Source organism: Rhizobium sp. WYCCWR 11152 (genome assembly GCF_013087615.1).
Lineage (GTDB): Bacteria > Pseudomonadota > Alphaproteobacteria > Rhizobiales > Rhizobiaceae > Rhizobium > Rhizobium indicum.
In genome coordinates this window covers 329,171-354,041 of record NZ_JABFCP010000027.1, presented here as the reverse complement: position 1 = coordinate 354,041, position 24,871 = coordinate 329,171, and the positions used below count along the sequence as shown (strand labels likewise).

Here is a 24,871-nt window from a genome sequence, read left to right as displayed (position 1 = left end):
CCGCCGAAACCCCAAACGATCCAGGAGTGCGGAAGATGTTTTCGCTCAAGACCCTCAGCCATCGCATGCCGTCCGTCGCCAGTCTCGTGCTCTTCGGCGCCATCGGCATCGGCGTTTCCGCCTGCTCGGAAGAGAAGGCTGAGGTCAAGCAAGTCATCCGGCCGGTGAAGGTCGTCGAGATCGCCAAGGCCGGCGACACCCGCAAGCTCGACTATTCGGGCTCGGTCAAGGCACGCACGGAGATGAACCTCGGATTTCGCGTCGCCGGCAAAATCACCGAACGCCTCGTCGATATCGGCGACAAGGTGAAGCCGGGCGACGTGCTCGCTCGGATGGACTCCACCGATTACCAGCTGGCGGTCAAGACGGCGGAAGCCAATCTCGCAGCCGCTGAAAAAGGCGTCGAAACCGCCGATCTCGTGAACAAGCGCAATCAGCAGCTGTTCGACAAGAATGTTTCGCCGAAATCCCAGCTCGAGCAAGCGTCGCTCAGTTACGATCAGGCCGTTTCAAGCCGCGATGCCGCCGTCTCGGCGCTCGATCAGGCGAAGAACCAGGTGAGTTATGCGGAGCTGAAGGCCGACCACAACGGGATTGTCACGACGATCAATGCCGATGTCGGCCAGGTCGTTGCGTCGGGCACTCCCGTCGTCGCCGTTGCCGTCGACGGCGAAAAGGAAGTGCAGATCGCCGTTCCGGAAAATGACATTGCCGAATTCAAGCCGGGCAAGACAGTCAAGGCCAGCTTCTGGGCTGACGACAGGCTGGTGCTCGACGGCAAGGTGCGCGAGGTTTCCGGCAGCGCCGACCAGCAGTCGCGTACCTTTGCGGTTCGGGTGAGCCTGCCGAACGATCCGCAGGTGTTGCTCGGCATGACGGCGACGATCGAGGCCGATGTCAGCAACGGCAACAGCTATGTCTCGATCCCGCTCAGCGCCCTGGCTGAAAAGGACGGTAAGCAGATGGTCTGGACCGTCGACCGCGACACGGCGACCGTGCATGGCCGCGACATCAAGGTCGCCGATTTCACCGGCGACGGCGTGCATGTGACCGAGGGTCTCGATACCGGCGATCTCGTCGTTTCGGCCGGCACGCAGTTCATGAGCGAAAACCTGAAGGTGAAGGTGCCGGACCAGCAGTCGGCCCTGGCTGCCACGGACCAGACCGTCCGCTGAACGCGCCATAAAGAGAGAACAGGACCATGGACGCCACCACCACCGAAAAGCGGCCCTTCAATCTGTCGCGCTGGGCGATCGGACATCCAAGCATCGCCCGCTTCCTCTTCGGGCTGATCATCATCACCGGCGTGCTCGGTCTGATGCGCATGGGCCAGCGCGAGGACCCCGAATTCACCTTCCGCGTCATGGTCGTTCAGGCGATCTGGCCGGGCGCTTCCATCCAGGAAATGGAAGATCAGGTCGTCAACAAGATCGAGCGCAAGCTGCAGGAAACGCCGCATATCGACTGGGTCAAGTCCTATACGCGGGCGGGCAGTGCGATCATCACCCTGCAGGTCAAGGGCGACACGAATTCGCAAGAGGTGGCGGATGCCTTTTACCAGGTGCGCAAGAAGGTCGGCGACATCTCCAGCGAGCTGCCGCAGGGCCTGCTCGGCCCCTATTTCAACGACGAGTTCGGCGATACCTTCATCACGCTGCATTCGATCAGCGGCGACGGCTATTCCTATCCGGAACTGAAGAAATTCGCGATCCAGGCGCGCGACATGCTGCTGACGACGCCGGGCGTTGAGAAGGCGGTCATCATCGGCGACCAGCCTGAGAAGATCTATATCGACGTCTCGTCGAAGGCGCTCGCCGAGCGCGGCCTGACGATCCTCGATCTGCAGAACGCCATCAAGGGCCAGAACAATGTCGATCCGGCCGGCTCGGTCGATACCGGCCTGCGCTCGGTGCGCATATCGGTCGAAGGCGACGTGAAGAAGGCGGCCGATATCCGCGAACTGCGCCTTCGCGCCGGCGGCCAGGTGACGCGCCTCGGCGATATCGCGACCGTCAGTTCCGGGCTCGAAGATCCCTACCAGCGCAAGTACCGTTTCAACGGCCACGACAGCGTTCAGGTCGGCGTCGTGATGGCCAAGGGCTTCAATGTGACCGATGTCGGCAAGGGCGTGGAGGCGACCTATCAGCGCTTCGAGGAGGCGCTGCCCTATGGCGTCGCCGTTGATCAGATCGCCAACCAGCCCGACGTGGTGACGGATGCGGTCAGCGAATTCATGCATGCGCTCGGCGAAGCTCTCATCATCGTGCTGGTCGTCTCGTTCGTGTCGATCGGCTGGCGATCGGGCCTCGTCATCGCCATCGCCATTCCGCTGGTGCTCGCCGCCACCTTTGCGCTGATGTATGAACTCGGCATCGACCTGCAGCGCATCTCGCTCGGCGCGCTGATCATTGCGCTCGGCCTGCTCGTCGACGATGCGATGATCGTCGTCGAGATGATGGAGCGAAAGCTGGAGGAAGGGCTCGTCAAGATCGAGGCGGCAAGCTTTGCCTATTCCTCGACCGCCTTCCCGATGCTGACGGGCACGCTGATCACCACGGCCGGCTTCATTCCCGTCGGCTTCGCCGCCTCGACGGCCGGCGAATATGTGCGGTCGCTGTTCTACGTCGTCGGCATCGCGCTTGTCACCTCGTGGTTCGTCGCGGTCTATTTCACGCCGTGGCTCGGCTATATGATCCTCAAGCAGCGCCATCATGCCGGCAAGCATCACGACGCCTTCGACACCGGCTTCTATCGTCGGCTGCGCGGCACGGTCGGCTGGGCGGTGCGCCACCGCGTCATCGTGCTGCTGCTGACGCTCGGCACCTTCGTCACCAGCCTCTGGGCCTTCCAGTTCATTCCGCAGAATTTCTTCCCGCAATCTTCGCGGCCGGAAATTCTCGTCGATCTCTGGCTGCCCGAGGGCACCAGCATCAAGGAAGTCGAAGTGCAGGCAAAGGCGCTCGAAGCCAAGATGATGGATGATCCCGACAAGAAGTTCATCGCCACCTATATCGGCGAAGGCGCGCCGCGCTTCTTCCTGCCGCTCGATCAGCAGCTGCGCAATCCGAACTTCGCCCAGCTGCTCGTCATGGCCAATGACGAACCGGCGCGCGAGCGGCTGATCGTCAAGCTGCGGACGATCCTTGCGGAAGACTTCCCCGATATTCGCGGCAAGGTCGACCGCCTCTTCCTCGGTCCGCCGACCGGCTGGCCGGTGCAGATGCGCGTCATGGGGCCTGACCGCCAGGAAGTCAGGGAGATCGCCGATCAGGTAAAGGCGCGCTTCCAGGCCAATCCGGAGCTCGGCGCCATCCATGACGATTGGCTGGAAGAGGTGCCGGCGATGAAGCTGGTGATCGACCAGGACCGCGCCCGGGCACTCGGCGTCACCTCGCAGCGTGTGCGCCAGATGCTGCAGACCGCCATGTCAGGGGCTGCGCTCGACGATTTCCGCGATGGTGAGGAGACGGTCTCGATCGTCGCCCGCGAGCCGGATGCCAGCCGTTCGCTGCTGTCGGCGGTCAACTCGGTCTATGTGCCGACGGATTTCGGCGGCTTTGTACCGGTCTCGCAGGTCGCAAAGGTCGTGCCCGTCATGGAGCAGGGCATCGAATGGCGGCGCAACAGGCTGCCGACGATCACCGTGCGCGCCACGCTGCCTGACGATGTGCAGGCGAACGATGTGGTGATGAAGATGTATGCCGACATGAAGGACCTGCGCGACAGCCTGCCTGCCGGCTACCATGTCGAAATTCAGGGCGGCGCCGAGGATGCGGCGGAAAGCCAGATGTCGATTGCCGCCAAGGCGCCGATCATGCTCGCCGTCATCATCGTGCTGCTGATGGTGCAGCTGCAGCATTTCGGCAAGGCGATGCTGGTGCTCGCCACCGGTCCGCTCGGGATCATCGGTGCGGCGGCCGCATTGCTGATCAGCGGCGCGCCCTTCGGCTTCGTGGCGATCCTCGGCGTCATCGCGCTGCTCGGCATCATCATGCGCAACTCGATCATCCTGGTCGACCAGATCGACCAGGATATCAAGGCCGGCATGCATCGGCAGGAGGCGATCGTCGGCGCGGCCGTGCGGCGTTTCCGGCCGATCATGCTGACGGCGCTGACCGCCGTGCTGGCGCTGATCCCGATCTCGCGCGGTGTCTTCTGGGGTCCGCTCGCCTACGCGATGATGGGCGGCATCCTGGTTGCGACCGTGCTTACCATTCTGGTTCTGCCCGCCGGTTACGCCCTTTTCTTCGGCCGGGAGCCGAAGACAAAGGACGAGCCAGGCCAGCATGCCGACGCCATCCAGGAAGAGGCGGATGACAGACATCCGCCGGCGTTGGCAGCAGAGTGAGGACGGCGCGGCGAAAGCCGCGCCGTTTTCCTTGCAGGTCACAGCTTCCTCATCAAAGCGCGTCGCTGCCCACAGCGCCGCGCAGTCTTTACAGCCTGCTCCGTCTTGGAGCTGCGCGCCGATTCCATTGCCGCCTCGAAAAAGCTAAGCTGCGAAAGCATGCCGGGAGACCAACCGCGATCCCGGCCACTCAGCGACGAGGCAGGGCACGACCATGGCCGATTACCATCTGGAAGCAAGCTGGAGCCCGATCGAGGGCAATTTCGGGCGCCTCACCTTCACGCTTTTCAACCTTTCGACCGAACCGCTGTCCGGCTTCTCGCTCGCCTATACATCAGAGACGCGGATTGCCGACAAACATGTCTGCGACGGCGGCAGCCTCAAGCGGCGGGTCGCGCATTTCCATGAATTCCTGCCGCCCGAGGGGCTGAGCGTGCCGCCCGGCGGGCGCTGGCGGTTCACGGTCGAGGGGCTGACCAGGGCGCCGAAACATATGACATCAGGCGTCAAGTCGGCCTATCTGACACTTGGCGACGGGCGCCACGTTCCGGTTGGTTTCGGCGATCTGATGCTCGAAGGCCGGGATGGTGGCGTGGCGCCGCCCATTCTGCCGCCGGGCCGGGCCGAGGAACCCTATTCGCTGCTGCCCTGGCCGCTGGCGCTCGGGCTGAAGGCTGGAGAGCTGCCGGTCGTCCTTTATCCGGCCGCGCGGACGCGGGCCGATGCGGTCAAGGCACTCTCGCTGGTTCTCGCGCTTTACCAGCGGCTCTATCCGGCCGACAACGTGCCGTTTTCCCTCAGTGCCGTCGAAGGCGGGCGGGCCATTCGTTTCGTCACCGAATCGTCGATCGCTGCCTTCGCTTACGAATTGCGTTTTACCGCGCATGAGATCGTGCTTTCGAGTGCGGATGATGCCGGGCGGCATTACGGGCTGATCAGCCTGGCGCAATTGCTGCACGGCGCCCGCGCCGATCGCGAGCACTTCAAATTCCCCAGTTTCGGCACGATCGCCGACCAGCCGCGTTATGACTGGCGCGGCTGCCATCTCGATGTGTCCAGGCAGTTCTATCCGGTGGCGGACGTCGCGCGGCTGATCGATATTCTCGCCTGGAACAAGCTCAACATCTTCCACTGGCATCTGACCGATGACGAAGCGTGGCGGCTGGAGATCAAAGCCTACCCCGCGCTGACGGAGATCGGCGCCCGGCGCGGCCCGGACGAAGTGCTCGTGCCGCAGCTCGGCGACGGGGCGCAAACGCGCGCCGGCCATTACACACAGGAGGGCGCTAGGCGGATCGTTGCGCATGCAGCCTCGCTGCATATCGAGGTGGTGCCGGAAATCGATATTCCAGGCCACAGCATGGCGACGCTGTTCTCACTGCCCGAGCTCGTCGACGGGCAGGAGGCGCCGGACAGTTACCGCTCGGTGCAGGGTTATCCGAACAACGCTCTCAATCCGGCTGTAGAATTCACCTACGAATTTCTCGGCAAGGTGTTCGACGAAATGGTGACGCTGTTTCCCGGCGAATATCTCCATATCGGCGGCGACGAAGTGGCGCATGGCGCCTGGCTTTCCTCGCCGCTTTGCAAGGTGCTGATGGAGCGGGAGAAACTTGCCGGCACCGCCGAGCTGCCATCCTATTTCCTGAAACGTATCAAAGCCATGCTGTCGGAGCGCGGCAAGAAACTCGTCGGCTGGAACGAGGTCTCGCATGGCGGCGGGGTCGATCGTGACGGCACGCTGCTGATGGCCTGGGAAAAGTCCGAGGTCGGCATCGAGCTCGCACAGCAAGGTTACGACGTGGTGATGACACCGGGGCAAGCCTATTATCTCGACATGGCGCAGGCAGAGGCCTGGGCCGAGCCCGGCGCCAGCTGGGCGGGCTACGCACCGCCGGAACATACCTATGCTTACGAGGCTGAGGGCGAGCTGCCGGAGGCGCTGCAGGAGAAGATGCGCGGCATCCAGGCCTGCATCTGGACCGAGAACTTCCTCTCGCGCGCCTATTTCAACCGGCTGGTTTTTCCGCGGCTCCCGGCAATCGCCGAGGCTGCCTGGACGCCTTCGGCGCGCAAGGACTGGGATCGATTCGCAGCGGTCGTTCGGATGTGGCCGATGCTTTAAGGAATCGCAATTCCGGACGGAAAATCGCTTCGCACTTTTCGTGGAACTGCTTCAGGCCGCCTCGGCCTTCAGTCCCAAAAGTGCCGCGCCGATCAGGCCGGGTTCGATGCGGCATTCGCTGCGCACCACCAGCGGGCGCTCGAACTTGCGCAGGATGCGGACGCGCACGGCGTGGTCGAGCTCGGCAAGCAGCGGCTCGACATTGGAAAGCCCGCCACCGACCGGTACGATGGTCGCGCCGGTGATGTTGATCGTCAGTGCTAAGGGCGAGGCGACGAGATCGACATAGACGTCGATCGTCCGTGTCGCCTTCTCCTCTCCATGGCGCCACTGAGCGATGATCTCCTCGCTGGCAAGGTCGAGATCGTGCAGCGTCTTATGCAGGCGCTCCAGGCCGCGGGCGCCGCCGACAGTGTCGACGCAACCCTTCTGGCCGCAGCCGCAGGTATAGGCGGGAATGGCGACGGGCGGATTGCCGGCTGCGGATGCGATGATCGGCCCGTGACCCCATTCGCCGGCAAAGCCGCCGGCCTCGTTGACGAGGCGTCCGTCGGCAACCAGGCCGCCGCCGACGCCGGTACCGAGGATGGCGCCGAAGACGATGCGGTGGCCGCGGCCGGCGCCGAGACCGGCTTCGGCCATCGCGAAACAGTCGGCGTCGTTGGCGATCAGCACCGGCAGGCCGAGCTCGGCTTCGAGGTCGGCTGCGAGCGTGCGGCCGTGGATGCAGGGAATGTTGGCGCAGATCAGGCGCTGTGTATCGGGATCGACGACGCCGGCGATGGAAAGGACGATGCGGCTCGGCTGCTCACCGGTTTCGGCGATGATGCCGCGCAGGGTCTCGACGAAAGCGGCAAAATCATCCCTGGGCGTCGGGCGGCGGCCGAGGGGAACGATGTCTGTCTCGGAGCGTGCGATGCCGCCCTTGATGGCGGAGCCGCCGATGTCGAATGAAATGATCATTGCCACTCTGCCGTTTCTCTGGTCTCCCAGCGTCTGCTTGCATTGTTGGCGGGGAATTTCAAGCGCTCATTCGGCGGTGGTGCCGCCGGCTTTAGGGTCGTGCCGTGTGGCATCCCCTCTGTTCTGCTTGATATCTCTGCCACCGGCGGGAGATGGGACAGGCGGGACGGGTTTCCGTCTTCCATCCGTGATGGCACGTTAGAGAAGTCCGGTGAGCCCACGCCCATCGGCTCCGATCGCAGCCGCAATTTCTAACCCCGCAAGTCATTCAATTGGCATATTGCATCGCCAAAATCCGGCCCTACACTTTCATCAACTGCCGGACCCACGACCATCGATACGAGAGAAAACAGTACCATCCGAAGAGCACGTCCCAAAGGCCGCCGCCTCTCATCCATTTTGCGGCAGATGGCCGCCGATCAGAGCCGCGAACGGATCTCGATCGGCGATCTGTTCAACACGATGGGCGACAGGGCGATCAGCGCGTTGATGCTGATCTTCGCGCTGCCGAACGCCTTTCCCACTCCGCCGGGCACCTCGGCCGTGCTCGGTGCGCCATTGGTCTTCCTGGCAGCACAGCTGACCTTCGGGCTGAAGCCCTGGCTACCGAAGGTGATTGCCAACCGTTCGATGCGCCGGGAGGATTTCGAGACCATTGTCGGCCGCATCCATCGCTGGCTCGCCTGGGCCGAGCGCATGTTGAAGCCGAGGCTTGCGATCTTCGCCGAACCGCCGGCGGAATATCTTGCCGGGGCGGCATGCCTGCTGCTGTCGATCGTACTGCTGCTGCCGGTCCCGCTCGGCAATATCCTGCCGGCCGTCACGATCTCCGTCTTCGCGTTCGGGATCTTGGGCCGTGACGGGCTCTTCGCGCTCATCGGCTTCGTGATGACGGCCGTGTCGCTCGTCGTCGCCGGCGGGGTGATTTACGGTCTCGTGAAGGCGGCGATCTATCTCGTCGTGCAATGGTTTGCCTAAACGGAGTTTGCTTGAGTGATGGCGGTTATTTGGCCGACCTCTTTGCAACAGGCTCGACATTTGCCGGAATTTTGTTTTGATCTGGCGCGATACAGACTCAAATCATGTTCGGCGGCGGCACGCCGGCTCATTTTGCGCGGTAGGCGATAGATGGTGAAAAGATCCGAGACCCCTGCACGGCTCGACGACGCGGCGCGTGCCGGCTGGCTCTATTACGTCGCCGGGCGTACGCAGGATGAAATCGCCGCTGCGATGGGCATCTCGCGGCAATCGGCGCAGCGGCTGGTGTCGCTGGCGGTCGCCGAGCGCCTGATCAAGGTGCGGCTCGATCATCCGATCGCCGCCTGCCTGGAGCTCGGCAGTCAGCTGCGGCGGAAATTCGGGCTGAAACATGTGGAGGTGGTGCCGAGCGATCCCGCGTCGTCGTCGACGACGGTCGGTATCGCCGAGGCGGCTGCGGCCGAGATCGAGCGGTGGCTGAAACGGCCAGAGCCGATCGTCCTCGCCATTGGGACCGGCCGCACGCTGAAGGCGGCCGTCGACCAGCTTCCGGCGATCGAATGTCCCAATCACCGCATCGTTTCGTTGACCGGCAATATCGCCCCGGACGGATCGGCGGCCTACTACAACGTCATCTTCAGCATGGCCGATGCCGTGAAGGCGCGACACTATCCGATGCCGTTGCCGGTGCTCGTCACCTCGGCGGAGGAGCGGGAGCTGCTGCATGGCCAACAGCTGGTGCGCTCGACGCTGAATATGAGCGCGCAAGCCGATGTCACCTTCGTCGGCATCGGCGAGCTCGGCATCGATGGGCCGCTCTGCGTCGACGGTTTTCTGGAGAAGGACGAGATGATGGAGCTGATGCGCGGGGGGGCCGTCGGCGAGATCTGCGGCTGGATCTTCGATGTCGACGGCAGGTTGATCGACAACCCGATCAACGAGCGCGTTGCATCGGCGCCGATCCCGTCCCGCGACGCATCGATGGTCATTGGGCTCGCCAAGGGCAAGCGCAAGTTCAAGGCGATCAGGGCTGCCGTTGTCGGCCATCAAATCAATGCTTTGATCACCGATGAAGAGACTGCTGAGTTTTTGCTCAGGAATTGAGCAAAAAATATCCTAGTTAAATCAATTGGATGAATACCCTCTTCGGCATCGCAGCAACGATTGCCGATTGACATTCGTTATCGTTTGTTGAGTAATTGCCCATGAGCGAAGCGAATGCTCACACCCCATCTTCTGGGAGGAAGATTATGACATTGAAAACTTTTATGCTGGGCGCCTGCTCAGCACTGGCGTTTGCCGGCATGGCTTCGGCCGAGACGCTGACAATCGCAACCGTGAACAACGGCGACATGATCCTGATGCAGAAGCTGACGGATGATTTCAAGGCGAAGAATCCCGGCATCGACCTTGAATGGGTAACCCTCGAAGAGAACGTGCTGCGCCAGAAGGTCACGACCGACATCGCGACCAAGGGCGGCCAGTACGATGTTCTGACGATCGGCACCTATGAAGTTCCGATCTGGGCAAAGCAGGGCTGGCTGGTGCCGCTCGACAATCTCGGCGCCAATTACGACGTCGACGACCTGCTGCCGGCGATCCGCAGCGGCCTGACCATGGACGGCAAGCTCTATGCGGCGCCGTTTTACGGCGAAAGCTCGATGGTCATGTACCGCAAGGACCTGTTCGACGCTGCCGGCCTGAAGATGCCGGACGCCCCGACCTGGGACTTCATTGCCGACGCTGCCCGCAAGATCACCAACAAGGACAAGGAAGTCTACGGCATCTGCCTGCGCGGCAAGGCCGGCTGGGGCGAGAACATGGCCTTCCTGACGGCGATGTCCAACTCCTTCGGCGCCCGCTGGTTCGATGAAAACTGGAAGCCGCAGTTCGACCAGCCCGAATGGAAGGACACGCTCGACTTCTACGTCAAGCTGATGAAGGATGCCGGCCCTCCGGGCGCTTCCTCCAACGGCTTCAACGAGAACCTGGCGCTCTTCCAGACCGGCAAGTGCGGCATGTGGATCGATGCCACCGTTGCCGCATCCTTCGTCAGCAATCCGAAGGACTCGACCGTCGCCGACAAGGTCGGCTTCGCGCTCGCTCCCGACAAGGGTCTCGGCAAACGCGGCAACTGGCTGTGGGCCTGGAGCCTCGCCATCCCAGCAGGTTCGCAGAAGGCCGAAGCGGCCGAGAAGTTCGTCGCCTGGGCCACGAGCAAGGACTACACCAAGCTTGTCGCCGAGAAGGAAGGCTGGCTGAACGCACCTCCGGGCACCCGCACCTCGCTCTATGCGAATGCGGAATACCAGAAGGCGGCTCCCTTCGCCAAAATGACGATCGACTCGATCAACGCGGCCGATCCAAGCAAGCCGACCGTCAAGCCGGTTCCCTATGTCGGCGTCCAGTTCGTGGCGATCCCGGAATTCCAGGGCATCGGCACGGCGGTGGGCCAGCAGTTCTCCGCAGCTCTTGCCGGCCAGCTCTCGGTCGACCAGGCCCTGCAGGCAGCACAGCAGTTGGCCACCCGCGAAATGACCAAGGCCGGCTACATTAAGTAAAACCTCCTGAGCAAGAGGCGGATCCTTGACAATCCGCCCCTCTGGGCCGCCGATTGCCCGAACTGCATCGGCGGCCGCTTTTTTCCAGACAAAGCTGCCTTGCGGCCGCTCCCCGCTTCAGTCCAGATCGGTGATTGCCATGGCAACGTTACATACCCGCTCCTCCGCGCGCCTGATGATTGCGCCCTCCGTGCTGCTCCTCTTTGCATGGATGATCGTCCCGCTGGCGATGACCATCTACTTCTCGCTGCTGAACTACAATCTGCTCAACCCCGGCATGGAAAGCTTCGTCGGTTTTCTGAACTATCAGTACTTCCTGACGGATCCGGCCTTCTTCGCGGCGCTGATCAACACGCTGCTGCTTGTCGCCGGCGTGTTGTTGATCACCGTCATCGGCGGCATCGCCTTTGCGCTGCTGCTCGACCAGCCGATGTACGGCCAGGGCATCGTGCGCATCCTGGTGATTGCGCCGTTCTTCGTCATGCCGACGGTGGCCGCACTGGTCTGGAAGAACATGTTCATGAACCCGGTCAACGGGTTGTTTGCCCATCTTGCCAAGGCGCTCGGCCTGCAGCCGATCGACTGGCTGGCGAATGCGCCGCTGTTTTCCGTCATTCTGATCGTCGCCTGGCAATGGCTGCCGTTTGCCACCCTCATCATGCTGACGGCGCTGCAGTCGCTCGACGAGGAGCAGAAGGAAGCCTCCGAAATGGACGGCGCCGGGCCGATCTCGAAGTTCATCTACATCATCCTGCCGCATATGGCGCGCGCCATCACCGTGGTGATCCTGATCCAGACGATCTTCCTGCTTTCGGTCTTTGCCGAAATCCTCGTCACCACCAATGGCGGGCCGGGCACCGACAGTACCAACCTCACCTATCTCGTCTACGTGCAGGCGCTTCTCCAGTTCGATATTGGCGGCGCATCGGCCGGCGGCATCGTGGCTGTTATCCTCGCCAATATCGTCGCGATCTTCCTCGTCCGCCTCGTCGGCAAGAATCTGGAGGCTTGAGATGGCCAGAAAAGTCACAACGCAGCGCAAGCTCATCGTCACCGCGATCGCCTGGACGCTCGGTATCCTGATCTTCTTCCCGATTCTCTGGACGTTTCTCACCAGCTTCAAGTCGGAGGCCGATGCCATTGCCTCGCCGCCGCAGTTCCTGTTCTTCCACTGGACGACGGAGAACTACGCCGAGGTGCAGAGCCGGTCGAACTATCTCGGCCACTTCATGAACTCGGTAATCATCTCCTTCGGCTCGACGCTGATCGGCCTGATCATTGCCATTCCGGCCGCCTGGGCCATGGCGTTTTCGCCGACCAAGCGGACCAAGGACGTGCTGATGTGGATGCTGTCGACCAAGATGATGCCGCCGGTCGGCGCACTGATCCCGATCTATCTGATGTTCCGCAATTTTGGCCTGCTCGACACGCGCACCGGCCTGGTGATCGTGTTGACGCTGATCAACCTGCCGATCATCGTCTGGATGCTCTACACCTACTTCAAGGAAATCCCCGGCGAGATCCTCGAGGCGGCGCGCATGGATGGGGCGTCGCTGATGAAGGAGATCGTCTACGTGCTGACGCCGATGGCGGTGCCCGGCATTGCCTCGACGCTGCTCTTGAACATCATCCTTGCCTGGAACGAGGCGTTCTGGACGCTTAACCTCACCGCCTCGAAGGCGGCGCCGCTGACGGCCTTCATCGCCTCCTATTCCAGCCCCGAGGGTCTGTTTTACGCCAAGCTCTCGGCGGCATCGACGATGGCCATCGCGCCGATCCTGATCCTTGGCTGGTTCAGCCAGAAACAACTCGTCCGCGGCCTGACCTTCGGCGCTGTGAAATAACATAAAAGGGAGAGAAACATGGGCAGCATTACCCTTCAGAAGGTTTCCAAGGTCTTCGGCGAAGCCAAGGTCATCCCTTCGATCGATCTCGACATCAAGGACGGCGAGTTCGTCGTCTTCGTCGGCCCGTCGGGCTGCGGCAAGTCCACGCTGCTTAGGCTGATCGCCGGGCTCGAGGACGTCTCCGGCGGCAAGATCGTCATCGACGGCAGGGACGCCACCGAAAAGGCGCCGTCCGAGCGCGGCCTTGCCATGGTGTTCCAGTCCTATGCGCTTTATCCGCATATGAGCGTGCGCAACAACATCGCCTTCCCGCTGAAGATGGCCGGCATCGACAAGGCGGAGATCGATCGCAAGGTGAGCGATGCCGCCCGGGTGCTTAATCTCACCGACTATCTCGAGCGCAAGCCGCGCCAGCTGTCCGGTGGCCAGCGCCAGCGCGTGGCGATCGGCCGCGCCATCGTGCGTCAGCCTTCGGCCTTCCTGTTCGACGAACCGCTGTCTAACCTCGATGCGGCGCTACGCGTCAACATGCGCCTCGAAATCAGCGAGTTGCACCAGCAGCTGAAGACGACGATGGTCTACGTCACCCACGACCAGGTCGAGGCGATGACCATGGCCGACAAGATCGTCGTCCTGAACAGGGGCAATATCGAGCAGGTCGGATCGCCGCTCGAACTCTACAGTCGCCCCCGCAACCTGTTCGTCGCCGGCTTCATCGGATCGCCGAAAATGAACTTCATCACCGGCCAAAACGCCGCCGCGCTCAACGCTCATACCATCGGCGTCCGGCCCGAACATGTGCTGCTGTCGATGGAAAGCGGCGACTGGAAGGGCAGGGTCGTGGTCGCCGAACATCTCGGTTCCGACACCTTCCTGCATATCGATGCCGATGGCATCGGCATGCTGACGGCGCGCGGCAGCGGCGATTTCGCCGCCAAAGCGGGCGATACGGTCTTCCTGACGCCGGACCGTTCGCGTATTCATAAATTCAACGAAGGCGGTCTTGCCATCTGAGGCAGGCGGCCGGGCCGGGGGCAGGCATGCGAGCCGGACGATGGCGCCCGGCCGTCTCGGCAAGAAGACCTTCAAGAGGACTGAAACATGACGTGCAAACTATCGCTGGCAACGCTATCGGATGTGGCGCGCACTGCTGCCATCCCTGGATATGACAGGGCGTCGCTGAAAGCCGGCATCGTGCACTTCGGCGTCGGCAATTTTCACCGGGCCCATCAGGCGATCTATCTCGACGATCTCTTCAACGCGGGCACGGATCACGACTGGGCGATCGTCGGCGCTGGCGTGCTGCCGTCGGATGCCGCTATGCGCGAAAAGCTTGCGGCGCAGGATTTCCTGACGACGGTGGTCGAACAGGACAACAACAAGACGGCGGCGCGCGTCACTGCACCGATGATCGACATCCTGCCGGTCGGCGATGCCGCTGCGATCATCGGCAGGCTTGCCGATCCCGAAATCCGCATCGTTTCGATGACGATCACCGAGGGCGGTTATTTCATCGATGCATCAGGCACGTTCAATCCGGCCCATCCGGCGATCGCCGCAGACGGCGAGAACCCCGATGCGCCGAAGACGGTGTTCGGCCTGATCGTTGCCGGCCTGAAGGCGCGCAAGGACAAAGGCATCGGACCCTTCACCGTCATGTCCTGCGACAACATTCCCCATAATGGCATCGTCACCGCCAATGCCGTCGTGGGCACGGCGGCACTTTCGGATCCTGCCTTTGCCGACTGGATCCGCGCGAATGTCGCCTTCCCGAACGCCATGGTCGACCGAATCACGCCGGCGACCAGCCAGCGCGAGATCGATTTCCTCAGGGACAATTTCCAGATCGAGGACAGTTGGCCGGTCTATTGCGAGGAATTCAAGCAATGGGTGCTCGAGGATAAGTTCACCGCCGGCCGGCCGGCGCTGGAAAAGGTCGGCGTGACCTTCGTTGCCGATGTCACGCCTTACGAGCATATGAAGATCCGCATCCTCAACGGCGGGCATGCCGCGATCGCCTATCCGGCGGCGCTGATGGACATTCATTTCGTGCATGATTCCATGGAAGACCCGCTGATCCGCGCCTTCCTCGCCAAGCTCGAGAAAGACGAGATCATTCCGATCGTACCGCCGGTACCGAACACGTCGCTGACGGATTATTTCGCGCTGATCGAACATCGCCTGCTCAATCCGAAGATTGCCGACACCATTCCGCGGCTGGCGCAGGACGGCTCGAACCGTCAACCGAAATTCATCCTGCCGTCGACGCTCGACAATCTGAGTCAGGGCAGGGATGTCGTCGGTCTGGCGCTGGTTTCAGCACTCTGGTGCCGTTATTTCGCCGGCAAGACCGACAGCGGCAAGGATATCGTCTTCAACGACGCGAGCGCAGAGCGCCTGCATGCGGCAGCGCTGAAAGCCAAGGACGATCCGTCGGCCTTCCTCGCCTTCGACGATATTTTCGGCGAAGTGGCGAAATCCGAACTTTTCCGCAAGCGTTTTGCCCATGCTCTCAAAACCCTGTGGGAAAAGGGCACGCGGGAGACGCTGCAGCTCTATCTCGACGGCAAGCTCGCAGTGTAAGAAATTCGGTGGCGGTCTCTACTGCCGCCATTCATCCGGCCTTGCGAGTGAAGCGGGACGGTAACGCGTTCGAATTGAACTCAGGTTGGGTCTTGCATGGCTGATGCTGAAACACGGCTGGTGATCTTCGATTGCGATGGCGTACTCGTCGACAGCGAGCCGATCTCGATCAGCGTGCTCGTCGGGGCGATGAACGATCTCGGCGTCTCGATCACCGAGGACCAGGCCTATGAGCGTTTTCTCGGCCGCAGCCTGTCGACCCTCATCGATACGCTGGAAACCGAATTCAACGTCCATGCCGACGAGGAATTCCTCGAGCGTATCCGCATCGAACTCTACGCCCGTTTCCGCACGGAACTGAAGCCGCTCGACGGTATCGCCGCGGCGATCGACGGGCTAGGCGTTCGCTGTTGCGTTGCCTCCTCCAGCCAGATGGAACGAATCCGGTTGTCGCTATCGGTGACTGGGCTTCTCGACAGGCTGCCCGACATCTTCAGCGCAACGATGGTCAAGCGCGGCAAGCCGGCGCCCGATCTCTTCCTGCATGCGGCGCGTGAAATGCAGGTTGAGCCGGCTCATTGCCTTGTCGTCGAAGACAGCCCGGCCGGCATTGCCGCCGCCAAGGCGGCAGGTATGACGGTCTTTGCCTTTACCGGCGGATCACACGCCAATTTCACCGGATATCGTGCCGAACTCGACCGCCTTTCGCCTGATGTGGTGTTTGACGCCATGCCGGATTTGATACACCTTGTCCGCAACCATAAGCTGGACGGGACCAAGACTTGATGCGTGATCATGTGGTTGCGGTGGATATCGGCACGGGCAGCGCGCGCGCCGGCGTCTTCGATGCACGCGGCCGTCTGCTCGCCAAGGCCGAGCATCCGATCGTGATGAACCGGCCGCGCGAAAACCATGCCGAGCATGATTCCGAAGACATCTGGTCGGCCGCCTGCACGTCAGTGCGCAGGGCGATGGAGCAATCCGGCATCGCCGCCGCCTCGGTCGGAGCGATCGGCTTCGACGCCACCTGTTCGCTCGTCGTCCGTGACCTCGAGGGTCGGCAGCTCAGCGTTTCCACAGGCGGCGAGAGGCGTTTCGACACGATCGTCTGGCTCGATCACCGGGCGCTGAAGGAAGCCGATTTCTGCACGGCGACGGAGCACAGGGTGCTCGAACATTCCGGCCACGTGATGTCGCCGGAAATGGAAATGCCGAAGCTGATGTGGCTGAAGAAGAAGCTGCCCGCCACATGGGAAAAGGCCGGCTACTTCTTCGATCTCGCCGATTTCATGACGTGGAAATCGACCGGATCGGCCGCCCGTTCGCGCTGCACGCTGACGGCGAAATGGAACTATCTCGCCCATCTCGAAAAGGGCTGGCAGCAGGATTTCCTGGAACGAATCGGCCTTGAGGACCTTCAGGCGCGCGGCCACCTGCCGGATGAGACCACGCCTGTCGGAGACAGCGTCGGTCGGCTGACTGAGGAAGCGGCGGAAGCGCTGGGGCTGACTGTGGACTGCCGTGTCGCCGCCGGGATGATCGACGCCTATGCCGGCGCACTCGGCGCGCTCGGCGGCTATGCCGCTGATCCTGTCAAACGCGAGCACCAACTGGCGCTGATTGCCGGCACATCGAGCTGCATCGTTACCTTCTCGCGGGAGCGCAAGCCAAGCCATGGCATGTGGGGTCCCTATTACGAGGCTGTCTTCCCGCAATCCTGGCTGGTGGAGGCCGGGCAATCGGCGACCGGCGCGCTACTCGACCACATCGTGCGCATGCATGCGGCCGGCGGCGAGCCGACGGCGGCGCTGCATCAGAGGATCGTCGCGCGTATCGCCGAATTGCGGGCCGAGGAGGGCGATGCCTTCGGTGCGCGGATCTTCGTGCTGCCGGATTTCCATGGCAACCGTTCGCCGCTCGCCGATCCGCATGCGGTCGGCGTCGTCAGCGGACTGACGCTCGATACGTCCTTCGACGGGCTCTGCGCGCTTTATTGGCGCTCTGCGGTGGGGATTGCGCTCGGCATCCGCCATATTCTGGAAATGATGAAGGAATACGGCTACATGACCGATACGCTCCATATCGCCGGCGGACACGTGAAAAACCCGGTGCTGATGGAGCTTTATAGCGATGCGACCGGCTGCAAGGTCGTGGTGCCAAAGATGAACGAAGCGGTGCTGCTCGGCACGGCGATCGCGGCCTCCGTCGCCTGCGGCCTGTACAAGGATCTGGCGGCGGCCGGCGAGGCGATGTATCCGGGCGCCGACGAACGGCTTCCCGACAAGGCGAAGCAGGCGCTCTACGACCGCGACTACCGCCGTCTTCTCGCCATGCACCGGCACCGCGCCGAATTGGAAACGATGCAATAGAGCAGCGCGTGTCTTTCAGACGCGCTAAAGGAACTCTATCACTCTGAACCTGCGCATAGTCCCTTTAAATTAGTGGTTCGCCGTCTCGCCGAGCACGGTCGCGAACTCCATCATGCGGCGGCGGCGAAGTGCCGCCTCCTCTCCGACTTGGAGGATGACGGATTCCGACAGGCAGTCGAGCAGCGCGATCAGCGGCGGAAGATTGTCGAGATCGGGGGCACGAGCGGGCGGCAGAGGCAGCATGACGTTCGACTGGTCCGCCATCCAGTCCGCTTGCTGCGGCGAAATGAGCACGACCTTATAGCCGTAGCGCCGCGCCGTTCTGGCAAGCAGCCGCGCCTTGGCGAAGCGGCGACAATCGATGATGACGAGCAGTGCGTCGTCGACCGCCAGCCGGGCGAAGAGTTCCGCAAAACGATTGTCGGCGGCGTCGAGCGTGCGCACGCCGTCGCGGGCTTGTGTCAGCCGCTGGCAGAAATGATTGGCCAGGCTTGCGAGCCGCGCATGCGTGGCGATCGACACTTCGCGGGCAGTGCTGATCAAGCCGACGGCTTCCGACCAGTGCGGCTGCGCCGTCAGATGATAGATATGATGGAGGGCCTGGATCTGTTCGGCAACCAGCACGGCCAGCGGTTTGCCCTCCGCGGCGTCGGCATGCAGCTCGCTCATGGCGCTCTGTAATTGCGCCGGCGATGTCGTCACGGTCTCGCGAATCTCCACCTTGACGCTGTCCAATCCCTGATAACCGAGCGAGCGCAGGAAGCGCCCGACGGTCATCGGCGAGAGATCCAGCCTGTCGGCAACGGACGCAGCCGTCTCGAACGGCAGGTCGTTCAGATGTTCGGTGAAATATTTCGCGATACGGCGCTCGGCCGGTGTGCCGGTTTTTGCGTATTGCCTGAGTTTTTGCACAAAGTCTTCCACGGCAGCCTCCCCATCTTCCTCAGAGGCGTTCCGTGGATGCGCTGTTGCGACCCCTTGTCTTTGCAACTATTTCGGAAGCTGCTTCTCAGGCCCGTGCGTATTTCATGTATGTCACAATATTATATTAGTATTTAGTTTTCGACAAGTTTTCTATTACTGAATGCAATTTTATTCTCTCTTGTCGGTGGCCCGCATCTTCCCTACATCTTCGGCGCAACCGGAGACGCCTGAGACATGATTCTTGACGCCGCTCGACTTTCGCTCGCCAATCTGTTCGCAACGGAAACACGCTCTGTCTTCTGGAAGGTGCTCGGCCTGACGGTTCTCGTGCTTGTCGGCCTCTGGTTCGCGCTGCGCGGGGCCTTCATGGCCTTTCTCTTTCCCTGGCTCACGAGCTTCTTTCCCGATATGCCGGATTGGGCGGGGTGGTTCGCTCTCATCTTCGCAATTTTTGCCGGTATCGGCCTTGCTCTCATGCTGGCGTTGCTGCTGTCGCCGGTGACGGCGCTGATTGCCGGTCTGTTTCTCGACGACGTCGCCGAGGTCATCGAAAAGCGCGACTATCCCAAGGACACGCCGGGCACCGCCATGCCGCTCGGTCCGGCGATGGCAAGCTCGATCAAGTTCCTCGGCGTGGTGATCCTCGGCAATATCGTGGCATTGCTGCTGCTGTTCATACCCGGCGTCAATCTGGTCGCGTTCTTTCTGGTGAACGGCTATCTGCTCGGACGGGAATTCTTCGAATTCGCCGCCATGCGCTTCCGTTCGCCGGATGAGGCGCGGCTCTTCCGCGCCAAGCATGCCTCCACCGTCTTTCTCGGCGGGCTGATGATCGCCCTTTTCCTGGCGATCCCGATCGTCAATCTTCTGACGCCGCTTTTTGCCGCCGGCATGATGGTGCATCTGCACAAGCTGGTTTCCGCACGAGACACCGGGTTGCGAGCCTGAGGCTCAAGCGGGCAGGGCGGAGGCGTCGTACATCGCCGCGAATTCGGCGCTCGGCGGGATCGGCTTGATGATGTCGATCAGCACGCCGTTCGGATCGGCGGTGATGAAATGCCGCTGGCCGAAATCCTCGTCGCGGATTTCTCTGAGAATTGGCAGGCCGGCGTTCCGGCAGGCTGTATAGATCGCATCGACATCGGCGACCTCGAAATTGAGGAGCAGGCCGGACACCCTGCCGCGGGCTATGGCCGGGATGGTCTCGTGGCTGCCGTCAAGGATGGCAAGCGCGATATGCTCCTCCTCTGCCGATTGCAGGTGAACATACCAATCGCTTTCGAACAGAGCTTTGAAGCCGAAATGCGTGCAATAGAAGCTGGCGGTGCCGGCAACGTCGTCGGTCATGATGACAGGGTAATAGCTCGTCGATTTCATCTCGTTTTCCTCCTTTTTTTGTTTACATACAATGTGTATGTTTTTGTCTATTAACATACATTCTGTTTGTATGTAAAGAGGTATGCATGAGTCGCAGCAATCGCGAAAGAACGGAGCAGACGAGGCAGGCACTGATCGATGCCGGTCGAGGTCTCTTCGTCGAGAAAGGTTATGCCGAAACCGCGACGCCGGAGATCGTCACGGCGGCGGGAGTGACGCGTGGCGCGCTCTACCACCATTTTGAAGACAAGAAGGCGCTTTTTCGGGCGGTTATCGAATGCGAGGCGCGCGCGGTGGCCGCTGCGATCGAGGCGCGCTCGGCGTCCTACGGCGCGCCGCGTGCCATGCTGATCGCCGGTGCCTCGGCCTATTTCGATGCGATGATGGCGCCAGGGCGCACGCGGCTGCTGCTGATCGAGGCACCTGCCGTTCTCGGCCCGCTGGCGAGTGCGGCGATCGATGCAGAGAATGCGGAAGCGACGCTGAGGGCAGGGCTTGCAGCGATGCTTCCAGAGGCCGGCGCTATGCTCGAACCGCTGACGTCGCTGCTATCGGCGGCCTTCGATCGCGCGGCGATCGCAATCGAGGCGGGCGGTGAAAGGCGGCATTACGAGCAGGCGATCGCTGTCCTACTCGACGGCCTCGCCGATCATCTGCGGCGGTAGCTCGACCAGCGGCGCCGGCACATCCCAACTCTTCTCCGGCGATTTGCAGAGATCGGCGATGATACAGCGCTCGCATTCGGGCCGGCGTGCCTTGCAGGTATAGCGACCGTGCAGGATCAGCCAGTGATGGGCGTGATAGAGGTAATGGCTCGGGATCACCTTCATCAGCCGCGCCTCGACCTCGTCGGGCGTCTTGCCGGGGGCAAGCCTGATGCGATTGGCGATCCGGAAGATGTGCGTGTCGACAGCCATCGTCGCCTGGCCGAAGGCCATGGAAAGCACGACATTGGCGGTCTTGCGGCCGACGCCCGGCAATCTCACCAACTCGTCGCGCGTTTCCGGCACCTTGCCGCCGAATTGGTCGACCAGCATCTGCGAGAGCGCGATGACGTTTTTCGCCTTGTTGCGATAGAGGCCGATCGTCCTGATGTGATCGCGCAGCCGCTCCTCGCCGAGATCGAGCATCTTTTCCGGCGTATCGGCGATCCTGAAGAGCGCGCGCGTCGCCTTGTTGACGCCGACATCGGTCGCCTGCGCCGAAAGTGCCACGGCGACGACGAGTGTGAAGGGGTTGATATGCTCGAGCTCGCCCCTCGGTTCCGGCCGCTGCACCGAGAAGCGGCGGAAGATCTCCTCGCGCTCGGCCAGTGAATAGACCGTGCGCACCACAGCCGCCGGTTTGCGGCGGGCGATCACATTCGCGTCCTGAGGCATCTTGGTCACGGATTTGAGTTTCGGATTTGCCATGGAAACTCTATAATCGGCAGCCATGATGGAAAGCAACGCCGACAGCTTCAACGAGCAGCCTGTTTTCGCTGCCGAGCTCTTTCCCCACCGGTCGCTCGGCCGCCGGGGCTTCAAGGTGCTGCTTGCCCTATCCGGTGCCGTCTGCTTGCTTTACGGCACGTTCTTCATCGCGACGGGGGCTTGGCCGATCGGCTTGTTCTTCGGACTGGATTTCGTGCTTCTCTACGGCGCCTTCTGGCTGAATTACCGCTCCGGGAAAGCGCGCGAACAGGTGACGGTATCGCGCACGGACGTGTCGGTGCGCAAGTTTGCGCCCTCGGGACGGATGGTGGAGCATCATTTCAATCCGTTCTGGACGCGCTTCCTCGTTCGCCGGCACCACGAGATCGGCATCCTTTCCATGCATATCTTCGGCGAAGGCCGGCGCACGGATATCGGCTCCTTTCTCAATCCCGATGATCGCGAAAGCTTCGCCAAGGCCTTCAAGGGAGCGCTGGCGACGGTCAAGCAGCGGATCTGAACCTATCCGGCGGATGCGCAAGAATCGGGTGGTTTGCTCACCGCCTATTGACTATCTCCTGGTTACAAGGAGAAAGACGATGAATATGATTGCCAACCTGCAGACAGACATCACGCCTGACGGCCCTGATTATGACATTGTCCGTCGGGTGATCGAACTCATCACCGAGGATTACCGCGACCAGCCTTCGCTGGAGGCGATCGCGGCGCGGCTCAACCAGTCGCCAACCCAGCTGCAGAAGACCTTCACCCGCTGGGCCGGGCTGTCGCCCAAGGGCTTCCTGCAGGCGGTGACGCTCGACCACGCCAAGCGGCTGCTGCGCAAGGAAGACATGCCGCTGCTCGAGACCTCGATCGAGGTCGGCCTCTCCGGGCCGAGCCGCCTGCACGATCTTTTCGTCACCCATGAGGCGATGTCGCCCGGCGAATGGAAGGCCAAGGGCGGTGGTCTCATCATCCGCTACGGCTTCCACATCTGCCCCTTCGGCGTGGCGCTGATCATGGTGACCGACCGCGGCCTTGCCGGCCTTGCCTTCAGCGATTCCGGCGACGAAAGGGCCTGCCTCGAGGATATGACCTGCCGCTGGCCGAACGCCTGTTATGTCGAAGACCTGCAGGCGACGGTCCCCTACGCCGCTCGCATCTTTGAGCCCGGCAAATGGTCCTCTGACCAGCCGCTGCGTGTCGTGCTGATCGGCACGGACTTCCAGGTGCGCGTCTGGCAGAGCCTGCTGAAAATCCCGTTCGGCAAAGCCGTCACCTATTCCGATATCGCCAACGATATCGGTCGGCCGACGGCGCAGCGCGCCGTGGGTGCGGCAGTCGGGGCAAACCCGATCTCCTTCGTGGTGCCCTGCCATCGGGCGCTCGGCAAGAACGGCGCGCTGACGGGCTACCATTGGGGCCTCACCCGCAAGCGGGCGATGCTCGGCTGGGAATCGGCGCACGCCTGAGTGGCATGCCGCAATTAGTCGAAGTCAAAATTGTTGATCCGGGCGATAATGTCGTCGTCCAGATTCAATAGGGCTTCGGCGATGTCGATGTGACCTTTCGCGACTGCTTGGGCTGCGCCTGCCGACAGGAGCATCGATCTGCTCCACGTTTCATGGCGGTGCAGGCTGACGCAGTCAGTCATGGATGCGATCGCGTGGTGGTAGGCCTCTTCCAGATCAGCAGGTATTTCCGGTCCCCGCCCCGTCATCCGGGCAATTTCGATGCTTGCCGGCAGTTGGTAGAAAGAGAAGTCGATCGGTGCCGTCGTCGCAAGCCCGATCCTGACGATGTGAGGGACCGCCGCGTATGAAGCAGTGTAGGCGTCGCCTTGATGGCAGAGGCTTGACCATAGGCTGAACCAAGGTTCCGCGTCGGGAGACAAGTCTGGTCCGGCCGGCAAGTCCAATGCTCTTAGCAGCGTCGGGGTATCGGCTGCCGGGCCATAGCAATGTCTCAACTCACCCCAACGCTTGTTGTCAAGTGGAAGCATGTGTTTCTATTCCGCCAATTCCAGCAAAGCCCGTGCAGCACTTTCGTCCGTGATCAGCGTGTTGCAGCCGATGCGCTTGATCGTCGCACGGATCGCCACGGCCCGATGGGCGCCGCCGGAAGAGAGCACGATGTGCTTTGCCTCCTTCAGCGTGTCGAGATCGACGGACATCACGCGGCGATTGATCGAGTGGTCGACCGAATTGCCGTCCTTGTCGAGGAAGTTGAACATCGTGTCACAGACGCAGCCGGCATCGATCAGTTCCTGCAGCTCGGCCTTCGAGATCCAGCCCTCCGACAGCGAGGTCGAATGCGGGCCGATATCGCCGCAGCTGACGATCGCCAGATCGAGATTCTCGGCGAGGCGGTAGATCGTGTCCAGCCCGCATTTCTCGATCAGATTGCGCTTCGTCTCGACGGAGTCGACGAGAAGCGGCGCCAGGAACATGTAGCACTCGGCGCCGAGCTGATTTGCCAGCCGCCATGTGTAGTCGATCGGGTTCGTCTGATGCACGGCGACGATGCCGCCCAGCAGCGAGACGACCTTGCAATTGGCGCGGCGCGGCGGCCGGAAGCTCGACAGCGAAGCGGTCATGGTGCGGCCCCAGCCGACGCCGATGGTGTAATCGTCGGGGATGGCTTCGGAGAGGAACTGGCCAAGCGCCAGGCCGACATTTTTAGCCAGCGAATTGACGTCACCATTGACCGGCGCAGGGACGACGATCGCCTCATCGAGGCCATAGGCACGCTCCAGCTTCACCGAAAGTTCAACGCAGTCGCCGATCGAATCGTTGATCCAGATCTGGACTTCGCTGCGTTTCATCGCCTCGTCGAGCAAGCGGATCACGGTGGTGCGGCTGATGCCGAGCTGTTCGGCGACGTCCTTCTGGGTCAGGCCCTCGTTGTAATAGAGCCATGCCGCCCTTAGTCGTAGCGAGGATGCCTCCGAATAGGCCGTGTGCGTGCCGCGTTTGAGCTTGACCACATCTCCTCCGCACGATTTCCTGCCCTAGATCCCTGATAGGATGAAAGGCCTTAGCGACGCTTTTGTTGCTGGGGATAATGACGGGTGTGACACTTATGTCAATTGAAATGCACAAATGTCCTTGACTTTTCATAAGGCGAATGGCGATAGTCCGGGTGACACACGTCGTTCTTGTCCGTCCGAGGAGGACATAGTGCGGGCATGCCGAAAGTCACGACCGGCCTTCCAGCCGCAAGCGGCATCGCTTGCGTACGAACGGCCGTTCGTTCGCGGCCGGAACACGGCCACTGTCCTTCACGTTTATGAATCATCCGTGACGGATGCGCGCATTTTCGCCTGCAGCATGCAAACAACCTGTCGGTAGATCACCTTTGCCCGGCGGAACTCGCGCCGGTCGC

General features: G+C 61.9%; 22 protein-coding genes. 16 read left to right on the top strand and 6 right to left on the bottom strand.

Features of this window, described 5'->3' with window-relative positions; genetic code table 11:
* Positions 1-35: 35 nt before the first annotated feature.
* The 3 genes from G9X67_RS33910 to G9X67_RS33900 all read left to right on the top strand — a co-directional run bounded on the left by G9X67_RS33910 (position 36) and on the right by G9X67_RS33900 (position 6,473).
* Positions 36-1,175: an efflux RND transporter periplasmic adaptor subunit gene (locus G9X67_RS33910; RefSeq protein WP_017989494.1), complete on the top strand. Its 1,140-nt coding sequence runs from the start codon at positions 36-38 to the stop codon at positions 1,173-1,175.
* Positions 1,176-1,201: 26 nt separating this feature from the next.
* The gene (locus G9X67_RS33905; protein WP_138333182.1) at positions 1,202-4,348 is read left to right on the top strand and encodes an efflux RND transporter permease subunit; all 3,147 of its coding nucleotides are present in this window, start codon (positions 1,202-1,204) and stop codon (positions 4,346-4,348) included.
* A 214-nt stretch (positions 4,349-4,562) separates the two neighbouring features.
* Positions 4,563-6,473, top strand: a complete 1,911-nt coding sequence (locus tag G9X67_RS33900) for a family 20 glycosylhydrolase (RefSeq protein WP_171600698.1) — start codon at positions 4,563-4,565, stop codon at positions 6,471-6,473.
* 51 nt (positions 6,474-6,524) lie between these two features.
* On the opposite strand, the gene G9X67_RS33895 is transcribed toward G9X67_RS33900, so the two are convergent.
* Positions 6,525-7,436: an ROK family protein gene (locus G9X67_RS33895; RefSeq protein WP_138333186.1), complete on the bottom strand. Its 912-nt coding sequence runs from the start codon at positions 7,434-7,436 to the stop codon at positions 6,525-6,527.
* A 399-nt stretch (positions 7,437-7,835) separates the two neighbouring features.
* Here G9X67_RS33895 and G9X67_RS33890 point away from each other — a divergent pair, with 399 nt between their 5' ends.
* The 9 genes from G9X67_RS33890 to G9X67_RS33850 all read left to right on the top strand — a co-directional run bounded on the left by G9X67_RS33890 (position 7,836) and on the right by G9X67_RS33850 (position 17,774).
* Complete coding sequence (locus G9X67_RS33890; protein WP_081374213.1) at positions 7,836-8,414, top strand: exopolysaccharide biosynthesis protein; 579 nt, start codon at positions 7,836-7,838, stop codon at positions 8,412-8,414.
* 150 nt (positions 8,415-8,564) lie between these two features.
* On the top strand, positions 8,565-9,518 hold the full coding sequence (locus G9X67_RS33885) for a sugar-binding transcriptional regulator (RefSeq protein WP_003543131.1): 954 nt from the start codon (positions 8,565-8,567) through the stop codon (positions 9,516-9,518).
* 146 nt (positions 9,519-9,664) lie between these two features.
* Positions 9,665-10,975: a sugar ABC transporter substrate-binding protein gene (locus G9X67_RS33880; RefSeq protein WP_138333190.1), complete on the top strand. Its 1,311-nt coding sequence runs from the start codon at positions 9,665-9,667 to the stop codon at positions 10,973-10,975.
* Positions 10,976-11,114: 139 nt separating this feature from the next.
* On the top strand, positions 11,115-11,987 hold the full coding sequence (locus G9X67_RS33875) for a sugar ABC transporter permease (RefSeq protein ID WP_138333192.1): 873 nt from the start codon (positions 11,115-11,117) through the stop codon (positions 11,985-11,987).
* 1 nt (position 11,988) lies between these two features.
* Positions 11,989-12,819: a carbohydrate ABC transporter permease gene (locus tag G9X67_RS33870; RefSeq protein WP_003543125.1), complete on the top strand. Its 831-nt coding sequence runs from the start codon at positions 11,989-11,991 to the stop codon at positions 12,817-12,819.
* Positions 12,820-12,837: 18 nt separating this feature from the next.
* Positions 12,838-13,836 carry an ABC transporter ATP-binding protein gene (locus tag G9X67_RS33865; protein ID WP_064650896.1) on the top strand — a complete coding sequence of 333 codons (999 nt, stop codon included), beginning with the start codon at positions 12,838-12,840 and terminating at the stop codon, positions 13,834-13,836.
* A gap of 87 nt (positions 13,837-13,923) precedes the next feature.
* The gene (locus G9X67_RS33860; protein ID WP_138333194.1) at positions 13,924-15,405 is read left to right on the top strand and encodes a mannitol dehydrogenase family protein; all 1,482 of its coding nucleotides are present in this window, start codon (positions 13,924-13,926) and stop codon (positions 15,403-15,405) included.
* A gap of 96 nt (positions 15,406-15,501) precedes the next feature.
* Positions 15,502-16,191, top strand: coding sequence for an HAD family hydrolase (locus tag G9X67_RS33855; protein ID WP_138333196.1), 690 nt, complete (start codon positions 15,502-15,504; stop codon positions 16,189-16,191).
* Positions 16,191-17,774 (top strand): FGGY-family carbohydrate kinase, encoded by a 1,584-nt coding sequence (locus G9X67_RS33850; RefSeq protein WP_138390623.1) that lies wholly within the window; start codon positions 16,191-16,193, stop codon positions 17,772-17,774. Before G9X67_RS33855 ends, G9X67_RS33850 begins: the two co-directional genes overlap by 1 nt.
* A 69-nt stretch (positions 17,775-17,843) precedes the next feature.
* Here G9X67_RS33850 and G9X67_RS33845 read toward each other — a convergent pair whose 3' ends face one another.
* Positions 17,844-18,698, bottom strand: coding sequence for a MurR/RpiR family transcriptional regulator (locus G9X67_RS33845; protein ID WP_003543085.1), 855 nt, complete (start codon positions 18,696-18,698; stop codon positions 17,844-17,846).
* Positions 18,699-18,932: 234 nt separating this feature from the next.
* On the opposite strand from G9X67_RS33845, the gene G9X67_RS33840 reads away from it, so the two are divergent.
* Positions 18,933-19,646, top strand: a complete 714-nt coding sequence (locus tag G9X67_RS33840; protein ID WP_138390622.1) for a sulfate transporter family protein — start codon at positions 18,933-18,935, stop codon at positions 19,644-19,646.
* Between the two features lie 3 nt (positions 19,647-19,649).
* On the opposite strand, the gene G9X67_RS33835 is transcribed toward G9X67_RS33840, so the two are convergent.
* On the bottom strand, positions 19,650-20,075 hold the full coding sequence (locus tag G9X67_RS33835; protein ID WP_138333201.1) for a VOC family protein: 426 nt from the start codon (positions 20,073-20,075) through the stop codon (positions 19,650-19,652).
* Positions 20,076-20,161: 86 nt separating this feature from the next.
* Here G9X67_RS33835 and G9X67_RS33830 point away from each other — a divergent pair, with 86 nt between their 5' ends.
* Positions 20,162-20,740, top strand: a complete 579-nt coding sequence (locus tag G9X67_RS33830) for a TetR family transcriptional regulator (RefSeq protein ID WP_138333203.1) — start codon at positions 20,162-20,164, stop codon at positions 20,738-20,740.
* On the opposite strand, the gene nth is transcribed toward G9X67_RS33830, so the two are convergent.
* A complete protein-coding gene (gene nth, locus G9X67_RS33825; RefSeq protein ID WP_171600697.1) occupies positions 20,705-21,511 on the bottom strand; it encodes an endonuclease III in 807 nt (268 codons plus the stop codon). The two genes, G9X67_RS33830 and nth, sit on opposite strands and share 36 nt — an antisense overlap.
* Here nth and G9X67_RS33820 point away from each other — a divergent pair.
* Entirely contained in the window at positions 21,510-22,007 is a 498-nt protein-coding gene (locus tag G9X67_RS33820; protein WP_138333207.1) for a DUF2244 domain-containing protein, read from the top strand. The two genes, nth and G9X67_RS33820, sit on opposite strands and share 2 nt — an antisense overlap.
* 79 nt (positions 22,008-22,086) lie before the next feature.
* Positions 22,087-22,959: a bifunctional helix-turn-helix domain-containing protein/methylated-DNA--[protein]-cysteine S-methyltransferase gene (locus G9X67_RS33815; RefSeq protein WP_026265460.1), complete on the top strand. Its 873-nt coding sequence runs from the start codon at positions 22,087-22,089 to the stop codon at positions 22,957-22,959.
* Between the two features lie 14 nt (positions 22,960-22,973).
* On the opposite strand, the gene G9X67_RS33810 is transcribed toward G9X67_RS33815, so the two are convergent.
* On the bottom strand, positions 22,974-23,489 hold the full coding sequence (locus tag G9X67_RS33810) for a hypothetical protein (protein WP_138333209.1): 516 nt from the start codon (positions 23,487-23,489) through the stop codon (positions 22,974-22,976).
* A gap of 6 nt (positions 23,490-23,495) precedes the next feature.
* Positions 23,496-24,473 (bottom strand): sugar-binding transcriptional regulator, encoded by a 978-nt coding sequence (locus G9X67_RS33805; RefSeq protein WP_138333211.1) that lies wholly within the window; start codon positions 24,471-24,473, stop codon positions 23,496-23,498.
* Positions 24,474-24,871: the final 398 nt, after the last annotated feature.

Excerpts from the sequence above, each read along its gene's own strand:
- G9X67_RS33910 (WP_017989494.1), top strand. The coding sequence starts at position 36 with ATGTTTTCGCTCAAGACCCTCAGCCATCGCATGCCGTCCGTCGCCAGT.
- G9X67_RS33905 (WP_138333182.1), top strand. The coding sequence starts at position 1,202 with ATGGACGCCACCACCACCGAAAAGCGGCCCTTCAATCTGTCGCGCTGG.
- G9X67_RS33900 (WP_171600698.1), top strand. The coding sequence starts at position 4,563 with ATGGCCGATTACCATCTGGAAGCAAGCTGGAGCCCGATCGAGGGCAAT.
- G9X67_RS33895 (WP_138333186.1), bottom strand. The coding sequence starts at position 7,436 with ATGATCATTTCATTCGACATCGGCGGCTCCGCCATCAAGGGCGGCATC.
- G9X67_RS33885 (WP_003543131.1), top strand. The coding sequence starts at position 8,565 with ATGGTGAAAAGATCCGAGACCCCTGCACGGCTCGACGACGCGGCGCGT.
- G9X67_RS33880 (WP_138333190.1), top strand. The coding sequence starts at position 9,665 with ATGACATTGAAAACTTTTATGCTGGGCGCCTGCTCAGCACTGGCGTTT.
- G9X67_RS33875 (WP_138333192.1), top strand. The coding sequence starts at position 11,115 with ATGGCAACGTTACATACCCGCTCCTCCGCGCGCCTGATGATTGCGCCC.
- G9X67_RS33870 (WP_003543125.1), top strand. The coding sequence starts at position 11,989 with ATGGCCAGAAAAGTCACAACGCAGCGCAAGCTCATCGTCACCGCGATC.
- G9X67_RS33865 (WP_064650896.1), top strand. The coding sequence starts at position 12,838 with ATGGGCAGCATTACCCTTCAGAAGGTTTCCAAGGTCTTCGGCGAAGCC.
- G9X67_RS33860 (WP_138333194.1), top strand. The coding sequence starts at position 13,924 with ATGACGTGCAAACTATCGCTGGCAACGCTATCGGATGTGGCGCGCACT.
- G9X67_RS33855 (WP_138333196.1), top strand. The coding sequence starts at position 15,502 with ATGGCTGATGCTGAAACACGGCTGGTGATCTTCGATTGCGATGGCGTA.
- G9X67_RS33850 (WP_138390623.1), top strand. The coding sequence starts at position 16,191 with ATGCGTGATCATGTGGTTGCGGTGGATATCGGCACGGGCAGCGCGCGC.
- G9X67_RS33840 (WP_138390622.1), top strand. The coding sequence starts at position 18,933 with ATGATTCTTGACGCCGCTCGACTTTCGCTCGCCAATCTGTTCGCAACG.
- G9X67_RS33835 (WP_138333201.1), bottom strand. The coding sequence starts at position 20,075 with ATGAAATCGACGAGCTATTACCCTGTCATCATGACCGACGACGTTGCC.
- G9X67_RS33830 (WP_138333203.1), top strand. The coding sequence starts at position 20,162 with ATGAGTCGCAGCAATCGCGAAAGAACGGAGCAGACGAGGCAGGCACTG.
- G9X67_RS33820 (WP_138333207.1), top strand. The coding sequence starts at position 21,510 with ATGATGGAAAGCAACGCCGACAGCTTCAACGAGCAGCCTGTTTTCGCT.
- nth (WP_171600697.1), bottom strand. The coding sequence starts at position 21,511 with ATGGCTGCCGATTATAGAGTTTCCATGGCAAATCCGAAACTCAAATCC.
- G9X67_RS33815 (WP_026265460.1), top strand. The coding sequence starts at position 22,087 with ATGAATATGATTGCCAACCTGCAGACAGACATCACGCCTGACGGCCCT.
- G9X67_RS33810 (WP_138333209.1), bottom strand. The coding sequence starts at position 23,489 with ATGCTTCCACTTGACAACAAGCGTTGGGGTGAGTTGAGACATTGCTAT.